This window comes from Citrobacter sp. wls717, from assembly GCF_005280955.1.
In the GTDB taxonomy this organism is placed as follows: Bacteria; Pseudomonadota; Gammaproteobacteria; order Enterobacterales; family Enterobacteriaceae; genus Citrobacter; species Citrobacter werkmanii.
In genome coordinates this window covers 613,668-633,646 of record NZ_SZWW01000007.1, presented here as the reverse complement: position 1 = coordinate 633,646, position 19,979 = coordinate 613,668, and the positions used below count along the sequence as shown (strand labels likewise).

General features: G+C 51.4%; 19 protein-coding genes and 4 tRNA genes. 8 read left to right on the top strand and 15 right to left on the bottom strand.

The features are described from left to right. Positions 1–162 precede the first annotated feature (162 nt). The 15 genes from FDX09_RS07735 to cydA form a co-directional block, all read right to left on the bottom strand. A tRNA-Lys gene (locus FDX09_RS07735) sits at positions 163–238 on the bottom strand. 146 nt (positions 239–384) lie between these two features. Beyond that, positions 385–460, bottom strand: a tRNA-Lys gene (locus FDX09_RS07730). Between the two features lie 3 nt (positions 461–463). Continuing rightward, positions 464–539: transfer RNA gene (locus FDX09_RS07725), tRNA-Val, on the bottom strand. A 137-nt stretch (positions 540–676) separates the two neighbouring features. Further along, positions 677–752, bottom strand: a tRNA-Lys gene (locus FDX09_RS07720). Positions 753–917: 165 nt separating this feature from the next. Continuing rightward, the gene (cpoB, locus tag FDX09_RS07715; protein ID WP_038638952.1) at positions 918–1,706 is read right to left on the bottom strand and encodes a cell division protein CpoB; all 789 of its coding nucleotides are present in this window, start codon (positions 1,704–1,706) and stop codon (positions 918–920) included. Positions 1,707–1,715: 9 nt separating this feature from the next. Beyond that, entirely contained in the window at positions 1,716–2,234 is a 519-nt protein-coding gene (gene pal, locus FDX09_RS07710) for a peptidoglycan-associated lipoprotein Pal (RefSeq protein ID WP_006685431.1), read from the bottom strand. A gap of 34 nt (positions 2,235–2,268) precedes the next feature. Further along, entirely contained in the window at positions 2,269–3,561 is a 1,293-nt protein-coding gene (gene tolB, locus FDX09_RS07705) for a Tol-Pal system beta propeller repeat protein TolB (protein WP_038638949.1), read from the bottom strand. Between the two features lie 128 nt (positions 3,562–3,689). Then, entirely contained in the window at positions 3,690–4,946 is a 1,257-nt protein-coding gene (gene tolA / locus FDX09_RS07700; protein WP_038638946.1) for a cell envelope integrity protein TolA, read from the bottom strand. Between the two features lie 64 nt (positions 4,947–5,010). Beyond that, a complete protein-coding gene (gene tolR, locus FDX09_RS07695; RefSeq protein WP_003022978.1) occupies positions 5,011–5,439 on the bottom strand; it encodes a colicin uptake protein TolR in 429 nt (142 codons plus the stop codon). 3 nt (positions 5,440–5,442) lie between these two features. Beyond that, on the bottom strand, positions 5,443–6,135 hold the full coding sequence (gene tolQ, locus FDX09_RS07690; protein WP_003022976.1) for a Tol-Pal system protein TolQ: 693 nt from the start codon (positions 6,133–6,135) through the stop codon (positions 5,443–5,445). Further along, positions 6,132–6,536: a tol-pal system-associated acyl-CoA thioesterase gene (gene ybgC, locus FDX09_RS07685; RefSeq protein ID WP_003831439.1), complete on the bottom strand. Its 405-nt coding sequence runs from the start codon at positions 6,534–6,536 to the stop codon at positions 6,132–6,134. The genes tolQ and ybgC overlap by 4 nt, the downstream gene beginning before the upstream one ends. A 275-nt stretch (positions 6,537–6,811) precedes the next feature. After that, positions 6,812–7,102, bottom strand: coding sequence for a cyd operon protein YbgE (ybgE, locus tag FDX09_RS07680; protein ID WP_160956255.1), 291 nt, complete (start codon positions 7,100–7,102; stop codon positions 6,812–6,814). Positions 7,103–7,104: 2 nt separating this feature from the next. Next, positions 7,105–7,218 carry a cytochrome bd-I oxidase subunit CydX gene (gene cydX, locus FDX09_RS07675; protein ID WP_061381940.1) on the bottom strand — a complete coding sequence of 38 codons (114 nt, stop codon included), beginning with the start codon at positions 7,216–7,218 and terminating at the stop codon, positions 7,105–7,107. Between the two features lie 14 nt (positions 7,219–7,232). After that, positions 7,233–8,372 carry a cytochrome d ubiquinol oxidase subunit II gene (gene cydB / locus FDX09_RS07670; RefSeq protein WP_042309685.1) on the bottom strand — a complete coding sequence of 380 codons (1,140 nt, stop codon included), beginning with the start codon at positions 8,370–8,372 and terminating at the stop codon, positions 7,233–7,235. Positions 8,373–8,387: 15 nt separating this feature from the next. Further along, complete coding sequence (gene cydA, locus FDX09_RS07665; RefSeq protein WP_038638936.1) at positions 8,388–9,956, bottom strand: cytochrome ubiquinol oxidase subunit I; 1,569 nt, start codon at positions 9,954–9,956, stop codon at positions 8,388–8,390. Between the two features lie 1,219 nt (positions 9,957–11,175). Between cydA and glmS the strand changes: the two genes are divergently transcribed. The 8 genes from glmS to glsA all read left to right on the top strand — a co-directional run bounded on the left by glmS (position 11,176) and on the right by glsA (position 19,954). Continuing rightward, positions 11,176–11,625: a methylaspartate mutase subunit S gene (gene glmS, locus FDX09_RS07660; protein WP_038638933.1), complete on the top strand. Its 450-nt coding sequence runs from the start codon at positions 11,176–11,178 to the stop codon at positions 11,623–11,625. Beyond that, positions 11,625–13,019: a methylaspartate mutase accessory protein GlmL gene (gene glmL, locus FDX09_RS07655; protein WP_038638930.1), complete on the top strand. Its 1,395-nt coding sequence runs from the start codon at positions 11,625–11,627 to the stop codon at positions 13,017–13,019. Before glmS ends, glmL begins: the two co-directional genes overlap by 1 nt. A gap of 12 nt (positions 13,020–13,031) precedes the next feature. Next, on the top strand, positions 13,032–14,477 hold the full coding sequence (locus tag FDX09_RS07650; protein WP_038638927.1) for a methylaspartate mutase subunit E: 1,446 nt from the start codon (positions 13,032–13,034) through the stop codon (positions 14,475–14,477). Further along, entirely contained in the window at positions 14,477–15,718 is a 1,242-nt protein-coding gene (locus FDX09_RS07645) for a methylaspartate ammonia-lyase (protein WP_038638925.1), read from the top strand. Before FDX09_RS07650 ends, FDX09_RS07645 begins: the two co-directional genes overlap by 1 nt. Before the next feature lie 3 nt (positions 15,719–15,721). Further along, complete coding sequence (locus tag FDX09_RS07640; protein WP_038638923.1) at positions 15,722–17,092, top strand: acyclic terpene utilization AtuA family protein; 1,371 nt, start codon at positions 15,722–15,724, stop codon at positions 17,090–17,092. Then, a complete protein-coding gene (locus FDX09_RS07635) occupies positions 17,089–17,406 on the top strand; it encodes a DUF4387 domain-containing protein (RefSeq protein WP_006685446.1) in 318 nt (105 codons plus the stop codon). The genes FDX09_RS07640 and FDX09_RS07635 overlap by 4 nt, the downstream gene beginning before the upstream one ends. A gap of 168 nt (positions 17,407–17,574) precedes the next feature. Further along, positions 17,575–18,882 carry a dicarboxylate/amino acid:cation symporter gene (locus FDX09_RS07630; RefSeq protein ID WP_038638921.1) on the top strand — a complete coding sequence of 436 codons (1,308 nt, stop codon included), beginning with the start codon at positions 17,575–17,577 and terminating at the stop codon, positions 18,880–18,882. Between the two features lie 70 nt (positions 18,883–18,952). Beyond that, positions 18,953–19,954 carry a glutaminase A gene (gene glsA / locus FDX09_RS07625; protein ID WP_038638918.1) on the top strand — a complete coding sequence of 334 codons (1,002 nt, stop codon included), beginning with the start codon at positions 18,953–18,955 and terminating at the stop codon, positions 19,952–19,954. Positions 19,955–19,979: the final 25 nt, after the last annotated feature.

The window sequence follows — 19,979 nt, the reverse complement described above, 5'->3', positions numbered from 1 at the left end:
AACTGCTCTACCAACTGAGCTAACGCCCCCTTATGGGGTTTACTTCTTTTATACTTTCAGGATGGTGGGTCGTGCAGGATGACTCGGCTTCGCCTCGCCCTACGGGCCGTCGCTTACGCAACGTTATCCTTCACGGCTTACTATCGCTTTCACCAGAAACATTGGTGGGTCGTGCAGGATTCGAACCTGCGACCAATTGATTAAAAGTCAACTGCTCTACCAACTGAGCTAACGACCCGCTCGGATGTCACCTGAAAAAATTTTACTCGGAACCACCAGGAATTGGTGGGGCGTGCAGGATGACTCGACTTAGTCTCGCCCTGGCGGGCCGTTGCTAAAGCAACGTTATCCTTCACGTTTAACATCTGAGTACGATGTTAAAGTTGGTGGGGCGTGCAGGATTCGAACCTGCGACCAATTGATTAAAAGTCAACTGCTCTACCAACTGAGCTAACGCCCCGAGTGGTGGGTGATGACGGGATCGAACCGCCGACCCCCTCCTTGTAAGGGAGGTGCTCTCCCAGCTGAGCTAATCACCCGATACTACGCTGGATACTACTTACTAACTGAGTTAGTGGTGGGTCGTGCAGGATGACTCGACTTCGTCTCGCCCTACGGGCCGTTGCTTACGCAACGTTATCCTTCACGTTTTACTATCGCGTTCCACCAGAACGATTGGTGGGTCGTGCAGGATTCGAACCTGCGACCAATTGATTAAAAGTCAACTGCTCTACCAACTGAGCTAACGACCCACTTTTTTCGCCGCTTTCAGGCTGTTTGATATCCCTTGGCAACGGCGGCATATATTACTGATTTCAGATTTTAGCGCAACAAAAATTTCGAGGTAAATAACTCAACTGCTTAGGAATCACACGACGCGACCAGAAATAACACGATTTCTGGTCGCATGGTGGTCATTACATCGCGTTAAGGCGTTTTTGCGCTTGTTTCGCGCCATCAGTGCCAGGATATTTAGTGATAACCTGCTGATAAACCGCTTTAGCTTTTGCTGTGTCGCCCTTGTCCTGCATGATGACGCCGACTTTATACATCGCGTCTGCAGCCTTAGGTGATTTTGGGAAGTTTTTAACTACCGAAGCGAAATAGAACGCGGCATCATCTTTTTTACCCTTGTTGTAATTCAACTGACCCAGCCAATAATTGGCATTTGGCAGGTAAGTAGAGTCCGGGTACTTTTTGATGAAGTTCTGAAATGCTTCAATCGCGTCATCCTGACGGGATTTATCCTGTACCAGGGCGATTGCTGCATTGTAATCGGTATTCGCATCGCCAGTTTGTGCCGGAGCCCCTGACGTTGCCGCAGCCCCCGCATCAGGCGCAGGGGTCGCCGCCCCGCTCTGATCCCCACCCGCAGACTGCGCCGCAGGCGCGCTACCGCTGCCAAGATTATTCATCTGCAGCAATATCTGTTTCTGACGTTCAACAACCTGATTCAGTTGATACTGATTTTCCTGAATTTGACCACGCAGAGAGTCAATATCGGACTGATTATCGGAGAGTTGTTGCTGGAGTTGGGTTAAAAGCTGACTGTGAGCGTTAGAAATACGCTCGAGTTGAGTGACACGGTCTTCGACCGAGCCTGAGCCGACACTACTGATTGGCGCCTGTGCAAAAGCGGCCCAGGGGGCCGCTATGCCAACCAGTAACGACAGACTCAACAAATGATGTCTGAAGTTACTGCTCATGCAATTCTCTTAGTAAACCAGTACGGCACGACGGTTTTTGGAGTAAGCCGCTTCGTCATGACCCAGTACTGCAGGTTTTTCTTTACCGTAAGAAACGATGGAGATCTGGTCAGCAGAAACGCCTTTACCCTGCAGGTACATCTTAACGGCGTTTGCACGACGCTCACCCAGGGAAATGTTGTACTCAGGAGTACCACGTTCGTCTGCATGACCTTCTACGGTGACTTTGTAAGACGGGTTGCTACGCAGGAAGTTAGCGTGCGCATCCAGCATTGCAGCGAAGTCAGAACGGATATCGTACTTGTCCAGATCGAAGTAAACGATGTTGTTCTGCTGCAGCTGCTGCATCTGAAGACGCGCTTGCTCTTCAGAAGACATGTTGCCGCTGCCGTTTGCATCCATACCAGTGCCGGCACCCAGCATGCCTTCGCTGCCGTCATTGCTGGCGTTCTTGTTAGAAGAACATGCCGCAATAGCCATAACAGGCAGAGCAATCATCAGCCCTTTCAGCACTTTGTTCAGTTGCATTTCAATGATTCCTTTATTAATCAATTATTTATTATCACAGATACGGCGACCAGGCAGGGAATTTAACCTGACCATCAGTTGCCGGAAGACGCGCTTTGAAACGCCCATCTGTAGAAACCAAATTCAGCACGGATCCCATCCCCTGAGAAGAGCTGTAGATTACCATAGTGCCGTTAGGTGCCAGACTTGGCGTTTCATCCAGGAACGTTGACGACAGAACTTGTACGCCACCCGCTACCAGATCTTGTTTGGCAATGTGTTGCTGACCGTTAGCCGAGCTTACCATTACCATAAATTTACCGTCGCTGCTCACATCCGCATCCTGGTTTTGCGAACCTTCCCAGGTAATACGCTGCGGAGCACCGCCGTTGACGTTAACTTTGTATACCTGCGGACGACCGGCCTGGTCAGAAGTAAAGGCCAGATTCTGGCTGTCCGGGAACCAGGTAGGTTCAGTGTTGTTGCTGCGACCATCCGTCACCTGACGGATTTGACCAGAACCAATGTCCATAACATACAAGTTCAGGCTACCGGTTTTAGACAGAGCAAACGCCAGTTTGCTGCCATCCGGAGAAAACGCAGGTGCGCCGTTGTGACGCGGGAAAGAAGCGACCTGACGAACAGCGCCGTTAGACAACGTCTGAATAACCAGCGCAGAACGACCGCTTTCGAAGGTCACGTAAGCCAGTTTTGAACCGTCCGGAGACCACGCCGGAGACATCAGCGGCTGCGGAGAACGGTGTACCACGAACTGGTTGTAACCATCGTAGTCGGACACGCGTAATTCGTACGGGAACTGACCGCCGTTGGTCTGGACAACATACGCGATACGGGTACGGAATGCGCCCTTAATACCGGTCAGTTTTTCAAATACTTCGTCACTGGCAGTATGGCCCGCGTAACGCAGCCATTGCTTGTTCACTTTATAGGTGTTCTGCGCCAGTACGGTACCCGGCGCGCCGCCGGTATCAACCAGTTGATAAGCCACGCTGTAGGAGCCATCCGGATTCGGCGTTACCTGCCCGACCACGACGGCATCAATACCCAGCGCAGACCATGCAGCAGGTTGAACTTCCGCCGCGGTGCCCGGCTGCTGCGGCAGACGAGAACGGTCTAATGGGTTAAATTTACCGCTGTTACGCAGGTCAGCGCCTACGATACCACCGATATCTTCAGGTGCAGCACCCGGCCCTGCCCACTGGAATGGGACAACGCCAATCGGGCGTGCCGAGTCCACCCCCTGGGTGATCTCGATACGTACTTCTGCATGCAGCACTGCTGCCCACAGCATCAGAAAACCAAATGCTACTCGTAATGCCTGCTTCATCATATCTCCCTTATCTGGACGGAACGCCCACGATAATTTAGCAGAATGTTAACAAACTCAAATACACAAAACTACCAGAACTCTGTCTCAACCTTAGACTGTTTCCCCCGATTTCTCAGGGGTTGTTATTACAGTTTAAAGTCCAGTTTGGCATCTTTTACTTTTTCATAAACAGCCTGGCTAGGCGGTTTAGGAATTCTGGCTGTTTTCGCAGCCGTCAGCGCAGCCTGGCACAATGCCGGATCGCCGCCCTCTTCGGTCACATCCAGCAACAGACCATCGGGTGCTAACTTGATATGTAGTACGCAAGATTTGCCCGCATACAAATCAGCACCATACAGACGGCTCTGGATCGCATTACGAATTTGAGAGGCGTAAGCACTGATATCAGCGCCAGATGCGCCGCCATTTGCACCACTTGTACCACTATCTTTCGCCGGCTGACCGTTTCCTTTCGCTCCACCACCTGATTTCGGCGCATTCTTACCAGAGCTTAAGTCACCCAACAGGTCGTCAACGCCCGAGGCCGCAGCGGCCTTCTCAGCAGCCGCTTTTTTCGCTGCAGCGGCTTTATCTGCCGCAGCTTTCTTGTCAGCAGCAGCTTTGTCAGCGGCAGCTTTCTTGTCTGCAGCGGCTTTTTCCGCAGCGGCTTTCTTTTCAGCCGCCGCTTTTTCAGCAGCAGCTGCTTTTGCGGCAGCGGCTTTTTCTGCTTTTTCGGCGGCAGCTTTTTCTGCTGCAGCTTGCTTAGCGGCTTCAGCCTGGGCTTTCTTCGCGGCGTCTGCGGCAGCCTTAGCGGCTTGTGCTTCGGCAACTTTCTTCGCATCAGCGGCGGCTTTAGCGGCTTCAGCCTCAGCTTTTTTCTGTGCGTCCGCAGCGGCTTTCTTCGCGGCATCTGCCGCTTGTTTCGCCTGTGCATCCGCCTTGGCCTTCGCGTCTGCAGCAGCCTTCGCCGCAGCTTCTTCAGCCTGTTTCTGCTGCTCTTGCGCTTTCGCGGCGGCAGCTTCAGCCTGTTTCTGCTGTTCCGCTTGTTCGCGCACTTTTTCCTGCGCGGCTAAACGTTCTTTTTCCAGCTGCTTCAGGCGCTCTTGCTCAGCGGCCTGTTTCTCGCGAAGTTCTTCAGCCTGTTGCTGCGCCTGTTTTTCACGCTGCTCTTCTGCACGTTTCGCACTTGCCTGCTGTTGCTGCTGCCTGTCGTACTGTTGCACAACGGCGCCAGGATCAACCATAACGGCGTCGATGGACGAACCGCCACCGCCGCCGGCTGAAGCATCAATGTGCTCATCGAACGAACTCCAGATCAGCGCTGCAAATAAAATGACATGCAGCACCGCTGAAATAATTATCGCCCTTTTGAGCTTGTCGTTTTGTTCGGTTGCCTTTGACACTCTCGGTTCCCAAAAAACTGTTCGCCTGTTACGCGCTATCTTTCAAGCCAGCAATACGCAGACATCAGATTGGCTGCGTCATCAAGCCAACCGATTTCACGCCTGCACTGTGTAACAAGTTCAGCGCTTTAATTATTTCATCATAAGGCACGTCTTTCGCACCACCGATTAAAAAGACCGTTTTCGGATTGGTCTGCAGGCGGCTTTTCGCTTCCGCAATAACCTGCTCCGGCGGCAGTTGATCCATACGATCTTTTTCAACCACCACGCTGTATTGCCCAATACCGGAAACTTCAATAATGACCGGAGGTTCGTCGTTACTGCTGACGGCTTGCGATTCGGTCGCATCCGGCAGATCGACTTCCACACTCTGGGTAATGATCGGCGCGGTTGCCATAAAGATCAGCAGCAGCACCAACAGTACGTCGAGCAGCGGTACAATATTGATTTCGGACTTAAGTTCGCGACGACCTCGTCCACGCGTTCTGGCCATGGCTTACCCCTTGTTGCTCTCGCTAACGGTAAACGCCTGGCGGTGCAGAATCGCGGTAAACTCTTCCATAAAGTTGTCGTAATTCAGTTCCAGCTTGTTCACGCGCTGATTCAGTCGGTTGTAAGCCATAACCGCCGGGATTGCCGCAAACAGACCGATAGCCGTCGCAATCAACGCTTCCGCGATACCCGGTGCGACCATTTGCAACGTTGCCTGTTTTACCGCGCCCAGCGCGATAAACGCGTGCATGATCCCCCAAACGGTACCGAACAGACCGATATACGGACTGATGGAGCCGACGGTGCCGAGGAATGGAATATGCGTTTCCAGCGTTTCCAGTTCACGGTTCATCGAGATTCGCATCGCACGGGATGCCCCCTCAACGACCGCTTCCGGCGCATGGCTATTGGCCCTGTGCAAACGCGCAAATTCTTTGAATCCGCTATAAAAAATTTGTTCCGATCCCGCCAAATTATCACGACGCCCCTGACTTTCCTGATACAGGCGTGACAACTCAATACCAGACCAGAACTTGTCTTCAAATGCTTCTGCTTCACGTGAAGCGGCATTCAGAATACGGGTCCGCTGGATAATAATGGCCCAGGATGCGATTGAGAAACCAATCAAAATCAACATGATAAGTTTAACCAGAAGGCTTGCCTTCAGGAACAAATCAAGGATATTCATGTCAGTCACTGCTTAAACTCCGCGACAATAGACTTGGGAAGCGCACGAGGCTTCATTTTGAGTGGATCAACGCAAACAATCAGAACTTCGGCTTCATTCAGCACGGTGTTCTCTGCGTTGACAATGCGTTGCGTGAAAACCAATGAGGTGCCACGCATTGACGTAATTTCGGTTTGGACTTCGAGCATATCGTCGAGCCGTGCAGGCGCAAAATACTCAAGAGTCATCTTGCGCACCACAAAGGCTACGCGCTCTGCCAGCAGCACCTGCTGACTGAAGTGATGATGACGCAGCATCTCTGTGCGTGCTCTTTCATAAAAAGCGACGTAGCTGGCGTGGTAAACCACCCCACCGGCATCAGTGTCTTCATAGTAGACACGAACCGGCCATCGAAACATATACTTATTCATTCTTACTGCCTCTTTGTTGGCTTCGTCCACTCACACCCGTTGCTTACCCTGGTAAGCGCCTGGTGACTCGCGTTTTTGCCGCCGCGATGCATCAAGAATGTCGTTGTATATCGCGCTGTCTTCACTGTACATCCCGGTAATGCAACAAAAGGTTAGTGCTTTCAAACTTCGCTACTATACGCGCGGGAATGGTGCTTTGGAATGGGGGAAAGTAAACGGAGAGTAAAAAATTATGGGCTTATGCAAGCCCATAAATATTTAAGGATGTTTCTTATTCAAAAGAAGAAGAAAATCAGACCAACAACGAGGACGATATCCGCGATCAGCGGGCAGAAGATGCCCTGCCAGTGCACCGCGCGAGGACGAAAGCCAACGCCGTGAATGATGCCAGCGCAGACAGCCCACATCAGCAGAAAACCATGCCAGATTTCAAGCTCACTGGTTTTGGCCGCGAAACGTGACGGGTCCCAGAATATGCAGCCAGCCAACACGATTGCCAGCACAAAGGAAAGCGCCCGCAAGGGGCGCTTGTCCATTACCGCATAAACCATCGCGATAAGGTTGATCATCAACTTTCTTCTTGTCCGGCTTTGCCTGATTCAACGTGCTCAAGCGCCAGGGCTGTGATTATCCCAAATGCACAGGCAAGAAGCGTTCCCAGAATCCATGCGAAATACCACATATTTAGCTCCTTACTTAGTACAGAGAATGGGTGTTACGTTCAATATCTTCTTTGGTGATGCGACCAAACATTTTCCAATAACACCAGGTGGTGTAGATGAGAATGATCGGTACAAACACCAGTGCCACATAAGTCATCACGTTCAGCGTCAGCTGACTGGAAGTCGCATCCCACATGGTCAGACTCGCGTTCATCATGGTGCTGGATGGCATCACAAACGGGAACATTGCGATACCGGCAGTCAGGATGATGCAGGCTAACGTCAGTGAGGAGAAGACGAACGCCCATGCCCCTTTCTCCATACGAGAAGTCAGGATGGTCAACAGCGGCAGAACCACGCCCAGTGCAGGAACCAGCCACAGGACAGGTGCATTATTAAAGTTCACCATCCATGCGCCAGCAACACGCGCCACTTCTTTGGTCAGCGGGTTAGAGGCGGCATGATGATCCACTGCAGAGGTCACAACATAACCGTCAATACCGTAAATCACCCACACGCCGGCCAGCGCGAAGCAGACCAGAGTCACCAGCGCCGCTACCTGCGCGGTGGTACGCGTACGCAGGTGCAGTTCACCAACCGTACGCATCTGCAGGTAGGTCGCGCCCTGGGTGATGATCATACCAACACTCACGATACCTGCCAGCAGACCAAACGGATTCAGCAACTGGAAGAAGTTACCGGTGTAGTACAGACGCAGGTACTCATCGATATGGAACGGTACGCCCTGCAACAGGTTACCGAACGCCACGCCAATTACCAGCGGCGGAACAAAGCTACCAATGAAAATGCCCCAGTCCCACATGTTACGCCAACGAGTGTCTTCAATCTTGGAACGGTAATCAAAACCGACCGGACGGAAGAATAAAGACGCCAGTACCAGAACCATCGCCACATAGAAACCAGAGAACGCAGCGGCATACACCATCGGCCAGGCAGCGAACAGAGCGCCACCCGCGGTGATGAGCCAAACCTGGTTACCGTCCCAGTGCGGGGCGATGGAGTTAATCATAATTCGACGCTCGGTATCATTACGACCGAGGAAACGGGTGAGCATGCCCACCCCCATGTCGAAGCCATCAGTGACCGCAAAACCAATCAGCAGAATGCCGACCAACAGCCACCAGACAAAACGCAATACTTCATAATCGATCATTTGACGACTCCTGTCTTAGCGTGCCGGCTGAGAAGTCACATTGGACTGCTCAAAGTGATAGCGACCGGTTTTCAGGCTGCTCGGGCCGAGGCGTGCAAACTTGAACATTAAGAACAATTCTGCCACCAGGAACAGGGTATACAGGCCACAAATCAGGATCATGGAGAACAGCAGATCGCCTACTGTCAACGATGAGTTTGCCACCGCCGTTGGTAATACTTCGCCGATTGCCCATGGTTGTCGGCCATATTCGGCGACAAACCAACCTGCTTCTACAGCAATCCACGGCAGTGGAATACCGTACAGCGCGGCACGCAGCAGCCATTTTTTCTCACCGATGCGGTTACGAATGACGCTCCAGAAGGAAAGCGCAATAATGGCCAGCAGCAAGAAGCCACACGCCACCATGATACGGAAAGCGAAATACAGCGGCGCAACGCGAGGGATAGAATCTTTCGTTGCCTGTTGAATTTGCGCTTCGGTTGCGTCGGTGACGTTGTCCGTATAGCGTTTCAGCAGCAGACCATAACCCAAATCTTTCTTCATGCTGTTGAACTGGTCACGAACAGCCTGATCGGTTGACCCCGCACGCAATTCTTCCAGCAGCTGATACGCCTTCATCCCGTTACGGATACGCTCTTCATGCTGCGCCATGAGGTCTTTCAGACCAATGACCGGTGTATCAACAGAGCGGGTGGCAATGATGCCCAGCGCATAAGGAATTTGAATCGCAAATTTGTTTTCTTGTTTATCCTGGTCGGGAATACCGAACAAGGTAAACGCAGCAGGAGCAGGTTGAGTTTCCCACTCAGCTTCAATAGCGGCGAGTTTAGTTTTCTGTACGTCGCCCATTTCGTAACCGGATTCATCACCCAGCACGATAACAGACAGCACAGCCGCCATACCAAAGCTGGCAGCAATCGCGAAGGAGCGTTTTGCGAACGCAAAGTCACGGCCTTTCAGCATGTAATAAGCACTGATGCCAAGAATGAACATCGCGCCAGTGACATACCCTGATGCCACCGTGTGAACAAATTTCACCTGGGCAACCGGGTTGAGCACCAGTTCGGAGAAGCTCAGCATCTCCATACGCATGGTTTCGAAGTTGAAATCCGCGGCGATTGGGTTTTGCATCCAGCCGTTCGCTACCAGAATCCACAATGCGGACAGGTTAGAACCCAGTGCCACCAGCCAGGTGACGCACATATGCTGGACTTTACCCAAACGGTCCCAACCGAAGAAGAACAGACCTACAAAGGTGGATTCGAGGAAGAAGGCCATCAAACCTTCGATAGCCAGCGGCGCACCGAAAATATCCCCTACATAGTGGGAATAGTAAGACCAGTTAGTCCCGAACTGGAACTCCATGGTCAGACCGGTAGCCACACCCAGAGCGAAGTTGATACCAAACAACTTGCCCCAGAACTTGGTCATATCTTTATAAATCTGTTTGCCGGAAAGGACGTAGACCGTTTCCATAATGGCCAGCAAGAACGCCATACCGAGCGTCAGTGGCACAAACAGGAAGTGGTACATCGCGGTCAAGGCAAACTGTAAGCGCGACAGTTCGACTATATCTAACATCATGACTCCTTGCTCATCGCATGAAGACTCCGAGAGTGAACCCCGTTAGAAAGGGTCACACGCATGCCCCAATACAAATTTATCTGCTTCCTTCCGCCGCCGTTCATTCTTCTCATTTGAAGAAATGACAATGATGAAAGGTTACAAACATGTTAATAAAACACTCAAATTGATCCCGCAATTATATTACGCCGTAAAATCCTTACAATAAACAGGTTTTTATCGAGACAAATTTGCATTTTTCGATAGTGATCAATTTATAGCTAATTTACCACTTTCAGACCAATTTGATCTGCAGCAATTTAACCTCTTTTGACGATGTTTTCCAAGTTTTAAACTTTGATTTAAATCAATTTTCAAATTTGTTGTTAATGGTGTTTAACACTACGATGACTAGTGAACACCATGTTAACAACATGTTTTTCAATGAGTATTTGTCGTTACTATAAATGATAGGATATTTATTTAAATCTACACGGTCTTTTAACCGACCAGGCAAATAAAATTGCCAGCAGATAAAGAGTCACTATTGCTGGGTAGCTCACAGTTTTTTGTTTAGCAAGGCGTGGAATAGTTATTTCATACAAATTATTCATTTTATTTTTACTTATAATTAACACCGTGATGTAACTATCTCAACTGGAAGCGGAAACGCTCCCCATTGGCCAACGCATTGCATTGAGCGTTCTGGCGCAGAAAGTCCGCCTGTCACTTTTGTCATCACCATAAGTTATCGTTCACGTCGCGTCTTCGCTTCTGTGGCAAAGATTAAATATGCCACAAACAATTCATTATCATTTTTATCCTAAATTTAACAAAGGAATAATTGTGACATATAAGATTAATAAATAAAAAACCGTTAGGTTGTTCACAAGTTATTTAGTGAAGGGAATTTTTGAAATTATTAAAATTGTTACCTGAATGACGCGCCCAACAAAATAAGATTTTGATCACAAACATGGCAAGTTATTTATTACTCGATTTTCTAAAAAATTAAAACCAGAACAAAAAACACATAGCAACCACATGATTACAAACACATTTTTATGGGAATAAATATAACAATCATTTTTGTCAGGATATTTTGAAAATAGATCAATTGCTTCCTTTTTCTCTTCCACAGAAACTCCAACCCTATTAAAAGGTTGTCACAATCCAAGCTCTGAATATTAGAAAAGTATTTTCACTTATTGACCATCAGCCCTACAGAGGATTACCCATGAAAAAATCTACACTTGTTATTGGCGTTATCGGTGCTGACTGCCATGCAGTAGGCAATAAAGTTCTGGATCGCGTTTTTACTGCGCATGATTTTCACGTAATCAACCTCGGGGTGATGGTGAGTCAGGATGAATATATCGATGCCGCGATCGAAACAGGCGCCGATGCCATCGTGGTGTCCTCTATTTACGGACATGGTGACATCGACTGCCTCGGGTTACGTGAACGCTGCATCGAACGCGGACTCGGTGACATTCTGCTGTACGTCGGCGGCAACCTGGTTGTAGGCAAACATGACTTCGCCGATGTGGAAGTGAAGTTTAAAGAGATGGGATTTAACCGCGTCTTCGCCCCCAGCCACGATCTGGAAGATGTCTGTGCGCTTATCGCCAATGATATTCACCAACACAATGGCCTCGAACAGCGTTGCCTGGAAGAGGCTATCTGATGCAAACAGTTTCTGTCGATATCGGCTCGACCTGGACCAAGGCAGCCCTCTTCGCCCATGAAGGCGAGGAGTTAACCCTGGTAAACCATGTCCTGACCCCAACCACCACACATCATCTGGCAGACGGTTTTTTTGCCAGCCTGAATCAGGTGCTGAATGTTGCCGATGCTCGCCCGTTACTGAAAAGTGGTGAAGTGCAGTTGAAATACTCCTCCTCGGCTAAAGGTGGGCTCGCCGTTGCAGCGATGGGACTGGTGCCCTCCATTACGCTGGAATCGGCAAAAGTTACCGCCCATTCGGCAGGAGCGAAAATCGCGCAATATTATTCGTACAAGCTGAACCGTCATGACATACAGGAGCTGGAATCATCACCACCGGACATCCTGTTATTTACCGGCGGTACAGACGGTGGAGAAGAAAGCTATGGTCTGGCGAATGCGCGTGCATTGGCTGACTCGAAGCTGGATTGCGCCATTATCTACGCAGGAAACCGGGACATTCAGGATGAAATACAAACGATTCTCGGGCACAAGGATCTGACCACGGTAGACAACATTCTGCCCGATCTCGATCACCCGAATCCGTTTGCCGCACGCCAGGCGATTTGTGATGTGTTTTTGTCACGCATTGTGAAAGGCAAAGGTCTGGATGTCATTGTCGGTGAAACAGGCGAAGAGCCAATGCCGACGCCATGGACGGTATATGAGTTAGTCAAAGCCATTAGCGATTACGACAGCGCATGGAAGGAATTCATGCTGATTGATATGGGCGGAGCCACCACGGATGTCTATTCGGCCAGCGCGAATACCCTCTCCCCCGATACCGTCCTGCATGGCGTTCCAGAACCTTTCGTCAAACGTACCGTTGAAGGCGACCTGGGAATGCGCGTTTCCGCCGTCGTGGTGGGAGAAAGCACACAGGAAATGGTGAAAGTCATCTTCGCCCAACAGCCGCAGCGCGAGGAAGCGTTTTACCGCTACCTGCGTCATTTGGTTGGGCAGCCGGATTACCTGCCACTCAGCGAGGAGGAGAAATATTTCGACACTCTGCTGGCAGGTTTATGCGTGGGCTATGCCGCTGAGCGCCACGCGGGCACTAAAAAGCAGGTTTGCACCTGCGTGGGTAACGTGGATTTACAGATGGGTCGCGATCTCACCACCGTACGCAAAGTCGTCGGTTCAGGTGGATGGCTCTCTCGCGCCAGCCAGTTCGATATCCATAACTGGCTCAAATACCGGGAGCTGGACGACCAGGGTAAAAGAATTCTGTTACCGAACCAGTTTGAGTATTACCGCGATTCAAATGGCCTGCTCCCTCTACTGGCAAATGTCGCCAGGCTGTACCCGCAAGCCGCTGCTCGCACCAGCATTCAGTGTTTAACCCTACAAAACTAAAGGCAGCTACGAATGGAACTTCGAAATAAAAAATTGACCCATGACGAATTCATGACCGAAAGGCATCAGGTGTTGCAAACCTGGGAAACCGGTAAAGACGTTGAGAACTTCGAAGATGGCGTGAAGTACCAGCAATCTATTCCGGATAAAAAGCGCTTCTCCCTTGCCCTGCTGAAGGCCGATCAGGAAGGTAGAACCCTGAGCCAACCGCGCGCAGGCGTGGCGTTAATGGACGAGCATATTGCGCTGCTCAAAACGTTGCAGGAAGAGTGCGACCTCCTGCCAAGTACTATTGATGCCTACACCCGTCTGAACCGCTATGAAGAAGCCGCTGTCGGGATCCAGAAATCCATCGAAGCAGGGACTTCCAAGCTGAATGGTTTACCGGTCGTCAATCACGGGGTTGCTGCCTGCCGCCGTATGACTGAGTCGCTGGAAAAACCGATCCAGGTTCGCCACGGTACGCCGGACGCGCGCCTGCTGGCAGAAATCGCCATGGCCAGTGGCTTTACCAGCTACGAAGGCGGCGGTATCTCTTACAACATCCCTTATGCCAAACGCGTCACCCTGGAAAAATCCATCCGCGACTGGCAGTACTGCGATCGTCTGATGGGTCTGTATGAAGAGAACGGTATTCGCATCAACCGCGAACCGTTTGGTCCGCTGACCGGCACCCTGATCCCACCATTTATGTCCCACTCGGTTGCGATTATTGAAGGTCTGCTGGCGCTGGAACAGGGCGTGAAGTCAATCACCGTCGGCTACGGTCAGGTCGGTAGCCTGACGCAGGATATCGCCGCTATTCAGGCGCTGCGTGAGCTGTCCCACGAGTACTTCCATAACCACGGCTTCGACGATTACGAGCTGAGCACCGTTTTCCATCAGTGGATGGGCGGATTCCCGGAAGATGAAGCGAAAGCCTTCTCCGTTATCGCCTGGGGCGCAGCGGTTGCCGGTATGTCGGGCGCAACAAAAGTGATCACCAAAAGCCCGCACGAAGCGTTCGGTATCCCAACAGCGGCCGCTAACGCTCAGGGTCTTAAAGCATCACGCCAGATGCTCAACATGGTCAGCGACCAGAAATTCCCGCAGTGCGCAGCCGTGGAACAGGAAGTCGAGCTGATCAAGAGCGAAGTCCGCGCGGTGCTGAAAAAAGTCTTTGAACTCGGCAATGGCGATATTGCACGCGGTACGGTGCTGGCCTTTGAAGCAGGCGTGCTGGATGTGCCTTTCGCCCCTGCCGCCTGTAACGCCGGGAAGATTCTGCCGGTACGCGATAACACAGGCGCCATCCGTATTCTCGAAGCCGGCGCTGTTCCGCTGCCGAAAGACATTCTCGCCCTGCACCACGACTACGTCGCAGAGCGCGCGCATTTCGAAGGCCGTAAACCTTCTTTCCAGATGGTCATTGATGACATCAACGCCGTATCCCACAGTAAATTAATAGGAAGACCATAATGAAAATTAAACAGGCCCTTTTCACCGCTGGCTACTCCTCATTTTATTTTGACGATCAGCAGGCCATCAAAAACGGTGCCGGTCATGACGGGTTTATCTATACCGGCTCTCCGGTAACGCCTGGCTTTACCTCTGTCCGCCAGGCGGGTGAATGCGTTTCTGTGCAGTTGGTTCTGGAAAACGGCGCAGTGGCGGTAGGCGATTGTGCTGCGGTGCAATATTCAGGCGCAGGCGGTCGCGACCCGCTGTTCCTGGCTGAAAATTTTATTCCTTTCCTCAACGATCATATCAAGCCGCTGCTGGAAGGCCGTGACGTGGATGCTTTCCTGCCAAACGCCCGCTTCTTTGATCAGTTGCGTATCGATGGCCATCTGCTGCATACCGCCGTCCGTTACGGTCTTTCTCAGGCACTGCTCGACGCGGCGGCGCTGGCGACCGGCCGTCTGAAAACTGAAGTGGTGTGCGACGAGTGGCAACTGCCATGCGTCCCGGAAGCCATTCCATTATTTGGTCAGAGCGGTGATGACCGTTATATCGCCGTCGACAAGATGATCCTCAAAGGCGTGGACGTTCTGCCGCACGCGTTGATCAACAACGTGGAAGAGAAGCTGGGCTTTAAAGGTGAAAAGCTGCGTGAGTATGTGCGCTGGTTGTCTAATCGCATCTTAACCCTGCGCACCAGCGAACGTTATCACCCGACGCTGCACATTGATGTCTATGGCACTATCGGTCTGATCTTCGATATGGATCCGGTGCGCTGCGCTGAATACATCGCCAGCCTGGAAGCGGAAGCTCAGGGCCTGCCGCTGTACATTGAAGGTCCGGTGGATGCCGGTAACAAGCCGGATCAGATCCGCATGTTAACCGCCATTACCAAAGAACTGACCCGTCTGGGTTCCGGCGTGAAAATCGTTGCAGATGAGTGGTGTAACACCTATCAGGACATTGTGGACTTCACCGACGCGGGCAGCTGCCACATGGTGCAGATCAAAACCCCGGATCTGGGCGGTATTCACAACATCGTTGACGCAGTGCTGTATTGCAACAAACACGCGATGGAAGCCTATCAGGGCGGTACCTGTAACGAAACGGAAATCAGTGCTCGCACCTGCGTACACGTCGCGCTGGCTGCGCGTCCTATGCGCATGCTGGTCAAACCAGGTATGGGTTTCGATGAAGGTCTCAACATCGTGTTTAACGAAATGAACCGCACCATCGCGCTGTTGCAAACTAAGGATTAAGAGATGGCACGCACATTTAAGATCTTATCGCCTACGGCTATCCTGGGTTATGGCTTCCCGGAAGAGAGTTTTCGTAAAGCCATGGAAGAGTCACCGGATCTTATTGCTGTTGACGCAGGTTCCTCCGATCCTGGCCCTCACTACCTGGGGGCGGGTAAACCTTTTACCGACAGGGCCGGAGTGAAACGCGATCTGCGCTATATGATCGTGGCAGGCGTTAAGAACAACATCCCGGTAGTGATTGGCACGGCCGGTGGTTCAGGCGCCGCTCCGCATCTGGAGTGGTGTCGCCAAATAATCCATGAGATTGCCCAGGAAGAAAAACTGTCCTTCTCCATGGCGCTCATCCCGTCTGATGTTGACAAAGAAATCGTTCATCAGGCGCTGGATAACGGCAAAATCACCGCGCTCGATTTTGTGCCTGAACTGACTCACGAGGCAATTGAAGACAGCACCTACATTGTCGCGCAGATGGGCGTCGAGCCATTCCAGCGCGCGCTGCAAGCCGGTGCGCAGGTGGTACTGGGCGGACGAGCCTACGATCCGGCCTGCTTCGCCGCGCTGCCGATTATGCAGGGCTTTGATGAAGGTCTGGCGCTTCATTGCGGTAAGATCCTTGAGTGTGCCGCCATTGCCGCCACCCCTGGCTCTGGCTCAGATTGTGCGATGGGGATCATTGACGACAACGGCTTTACGCTGAAAGCGTTCAATCCCAAGCGTAAGTTCACTGAAACTTCCGCGGCGGCGCACACCCTGTATGAGAAGTCCGATCCGTACTTCCTGCCGGGGCCAGGCGGCGTGCTGAACCTGAAAGCGTGCACCTTCACCCAGGTTAACGAGGGCGAAGTGTATGTCAGCGGTTCACGTCATGAAGAAACGCCGTATGCGTTGAAACTGGAAGGCGCACGTCAGGTTGGCTTCCGCTGCCTGACCATCGCCGGAACGCGCGACCCGATCATGATTGCCGGAATTGACACTATTCTCGAAGAGGTACAGGCCAGCGTTAAGCGTAACCTCTCGCTGAATGACGACAGTATCCGTATGACGTTCCACCTGTACGGTAAGAACGGTGTGATGGGCAACCATGAGCCGATGAAAACCGCCGGTCATGAACTGGGGATTTTGCTGGACGTCGTCGCGCCGACGCAGGATATCGCCAACAGCGTTTGCTCGCTGGTGCGCTCTACCCTGCTGCACTACGGTTATGAAAATCGCATTGCGACCGCGGGCAACCTCGCCTTCCCGTTCTCGCCATCCGATATTCAGAGTGGACCGGTGTATGAGTTCTCGATCTATCACCTGATTGAAGCGAGCGATGCGCTGCGTTTTGATTTCCATATTGAACAGGTGACGCCAGAAGGAGTTCAGGCATGAAACACTCAATTTGTTCGCTGGCGCAAGTCATTCGTTCCAAAAACGCCGGGCCGTACGAACTGGTTTTAGATATTTTATTTAAAACCCGTGAAGATTATCAGCGAGTGAAGCGTTCAGAACAATTAACGCCACAACTTATTGCTGGTTTGTATAATGTCAAACCTGACTTTATTCATAATATTGTCTGGTTTGACCCAGCGAATGCCGTAAAAATTGTCATGCCGCGCGATATTATCTCCGGCAACATTGGTGACAATGATGTTTATGGTGCGCAGCAACACGCGCCATTATTAAGTATTGAGTTCGACCTGTAGTAAAAAACACAATAACAGCCATTGGAGCACAGAATTCAGCTGTATCACAGTGCTTCGAATTATTCATGCGGTTGGTCACAACAGGCGTACGTCTGAACTGCTGTCCAGGTTCAGGCGCGCGCCGCCCTACACAATTCCAATTACCAACCTTTATCCGATGGAGTACACATGAAGAAAATAAGTTTAACGAAGATGATCATATTAGGTCTGATACTCGGCATGATTGCCGGGGTGGCCATAAATAATATGGTCGCGGCTGAAACGGCAAAATCTTATGCAGCAGATATTTCCATTTTCACCACCATATTCTTACGCATGGTGAAAATGATTATCGCGCCATTGGTTATTTCAACTCTGGTTGTGGGTATTGCCAAAATGGGCGATGCCAAAACGCTGGGACGTATATTTTCGAAAACCTTCTTCCTGTTTATTTGCGCCTCACTGCTGTCAATCGCGCTGGGCCTGGTTATCGTTAATATTTTCCAGCCAGGCGCTGGCATCAACTTTGTTCCGCATGACGCCGGGGCCGTTGCCGCCGTTAAATCTGAACCGTTCACGCTGAAAGTATTTATCTCGCACGCGGTACCAACCAGTATTGTTGATGCGATGGCACGTAACGAAATTCTGCAGATCGTCGTATTCTCAATTTTCCTCGGTTGCAGCCTGGCTGCGATTGGTGAAAAAGCCGAGCCGATCGTGAAGGTTCTGGACTCACTGGTGCACGTAATGCTGAAGCTGACTGGCTACGTCATGCTGTTTGCGCCACTGACCGTGTTTGCCGCTATCTCGGGTCTGATTGCCGAACGTGGTCTGGGAGTAATGGTCAGCGCCGGGATCTTTATGGGTGAGTTCTACCTGACGCTGGGTATGCTGTGGGCGATCCTGATCGGTCTGTCCACCATGATCGTAGGGCCTTGCATCGCGCGTTTAACGAAATCAATCCTCGAACCGGCACTGTTGGCCTTCACCACCTCCAGCTCTGAAGCCGCCTTCCCAGGCACGCTGGACAAACTGGAAAAATTTGGCGTTTCCTCAAAAATTGCCAGTTTCGTTCTGCCTATCGGTTACTCCTTTAACCTGGTCGGCTCGATGGCGTACTGCTCCTTTGCCACCGTATTTATTGCTCAGGCGTGCAATATCGAACTAAGCATGGGCGAGCAAATCACCATGCTGTTGATCCTGATGCTGACCTCGAAAGGGATGGCGGGCGTACCGCGTGCATCAATGGTTGTTATCGCCGCTACCCTGAACCAGTTCAACATTCCGGAAGCCGGTCTGATCCTGCTAATGGGTGTGGATCCATTCCTCGATATGGGTCGTTCCGCTACCAACGTCATGAGTAACGCCATGGGTGCTGCCATTGTAGGTCGTTGGGAAGGTGAACACTTCGGCCAGGGCTGTCGCGGAACTGCGCCAGTGAAGACACCGGAACAAGAACGTCCGGCGACCGAACCGTCAGAAGTTGCGATGTCCTGATAGCACGCGATTGCCGGATAGCGCTCGCGCTTATCCGGCAAGATGATGAACACACCAACAGGATTACACCATGAATAAAACCCTTATCGGCGTGAGTCTCTTTTCTTTCAGCCTCTTGTTTTGCGCCACCTCATTCGCGCAAACCGCGCCGGATTACGCAAAGATTATCGACCAGGCACATCAGAAATATAAAAGTAACAACGATGGCAAAGTCGCCGACTACATCCCTGCCCTGGCGACCTACAGCCCGAAAAATTTTGCCATCACCATTGCCACGGTGGACGGCAAGATCTATCAGGTGGGTGATGTTAACAAACCCTTCCCTATGGAATCCCTGAGTAAAGTCTTCACCCTGGCGCTCGCCATGGAACAGCATGGCCCACAGGTCGTCCTGGAGAAACTGGGGGCCAATGCCACCGGCATGCCATTCAATTCTGGTTTGGCGGTAGAACTGACTAAAGGCGCACCGGAAAACCCGCTGGTAAACGCCGGGGCGATGAGCACCGTTAGCCTGATCGAAGCCAAAGATAAAACCGATCGCTGGAACAAAATCCTCGACAACCTGAACGTCTGGGCTGATGCCACACTCACCGTGAACGAGCCGGTTTTCAAATCCGAGATGGAAACCAACCAGCACAACCAGGCGCTGGCGAAGCTGATGGAATCCTATAACAGCTTTTATGGCAACACAGACGACGCTGTCGAAATTTATACCCGTCAGTGCTCCGTCGATATCACCGTTGAGCAACTGGCCAAAATGGGCGCGGTACTCGCAAACAAAGGCAAATCACCGTTCAACGGTAAGCAATTGCTGAATGAAAAATATGTCCCGCAGGTACTGGCTGAAATGGCCATTGCCGGATTGTACGACGGTAGTGGTAAGTGGCTGTACACCGTAGGCATCCCGGCGAAAAGCGGCGTCGGCGGTGGGATGGTTGCCGTTGTGCCAGGCGAATATGCGATAGCCGTCTATTCCCCGCCGCTGGATGAAGCCGGTAACAGCGTTCGTGCCCAGAAAACGATCGAATATGTCGCCGAAGCGACCGAAGCGAATGTCTTTTTAGCAAAATAAAACTCTATGCCGGATGGCGCTTCGC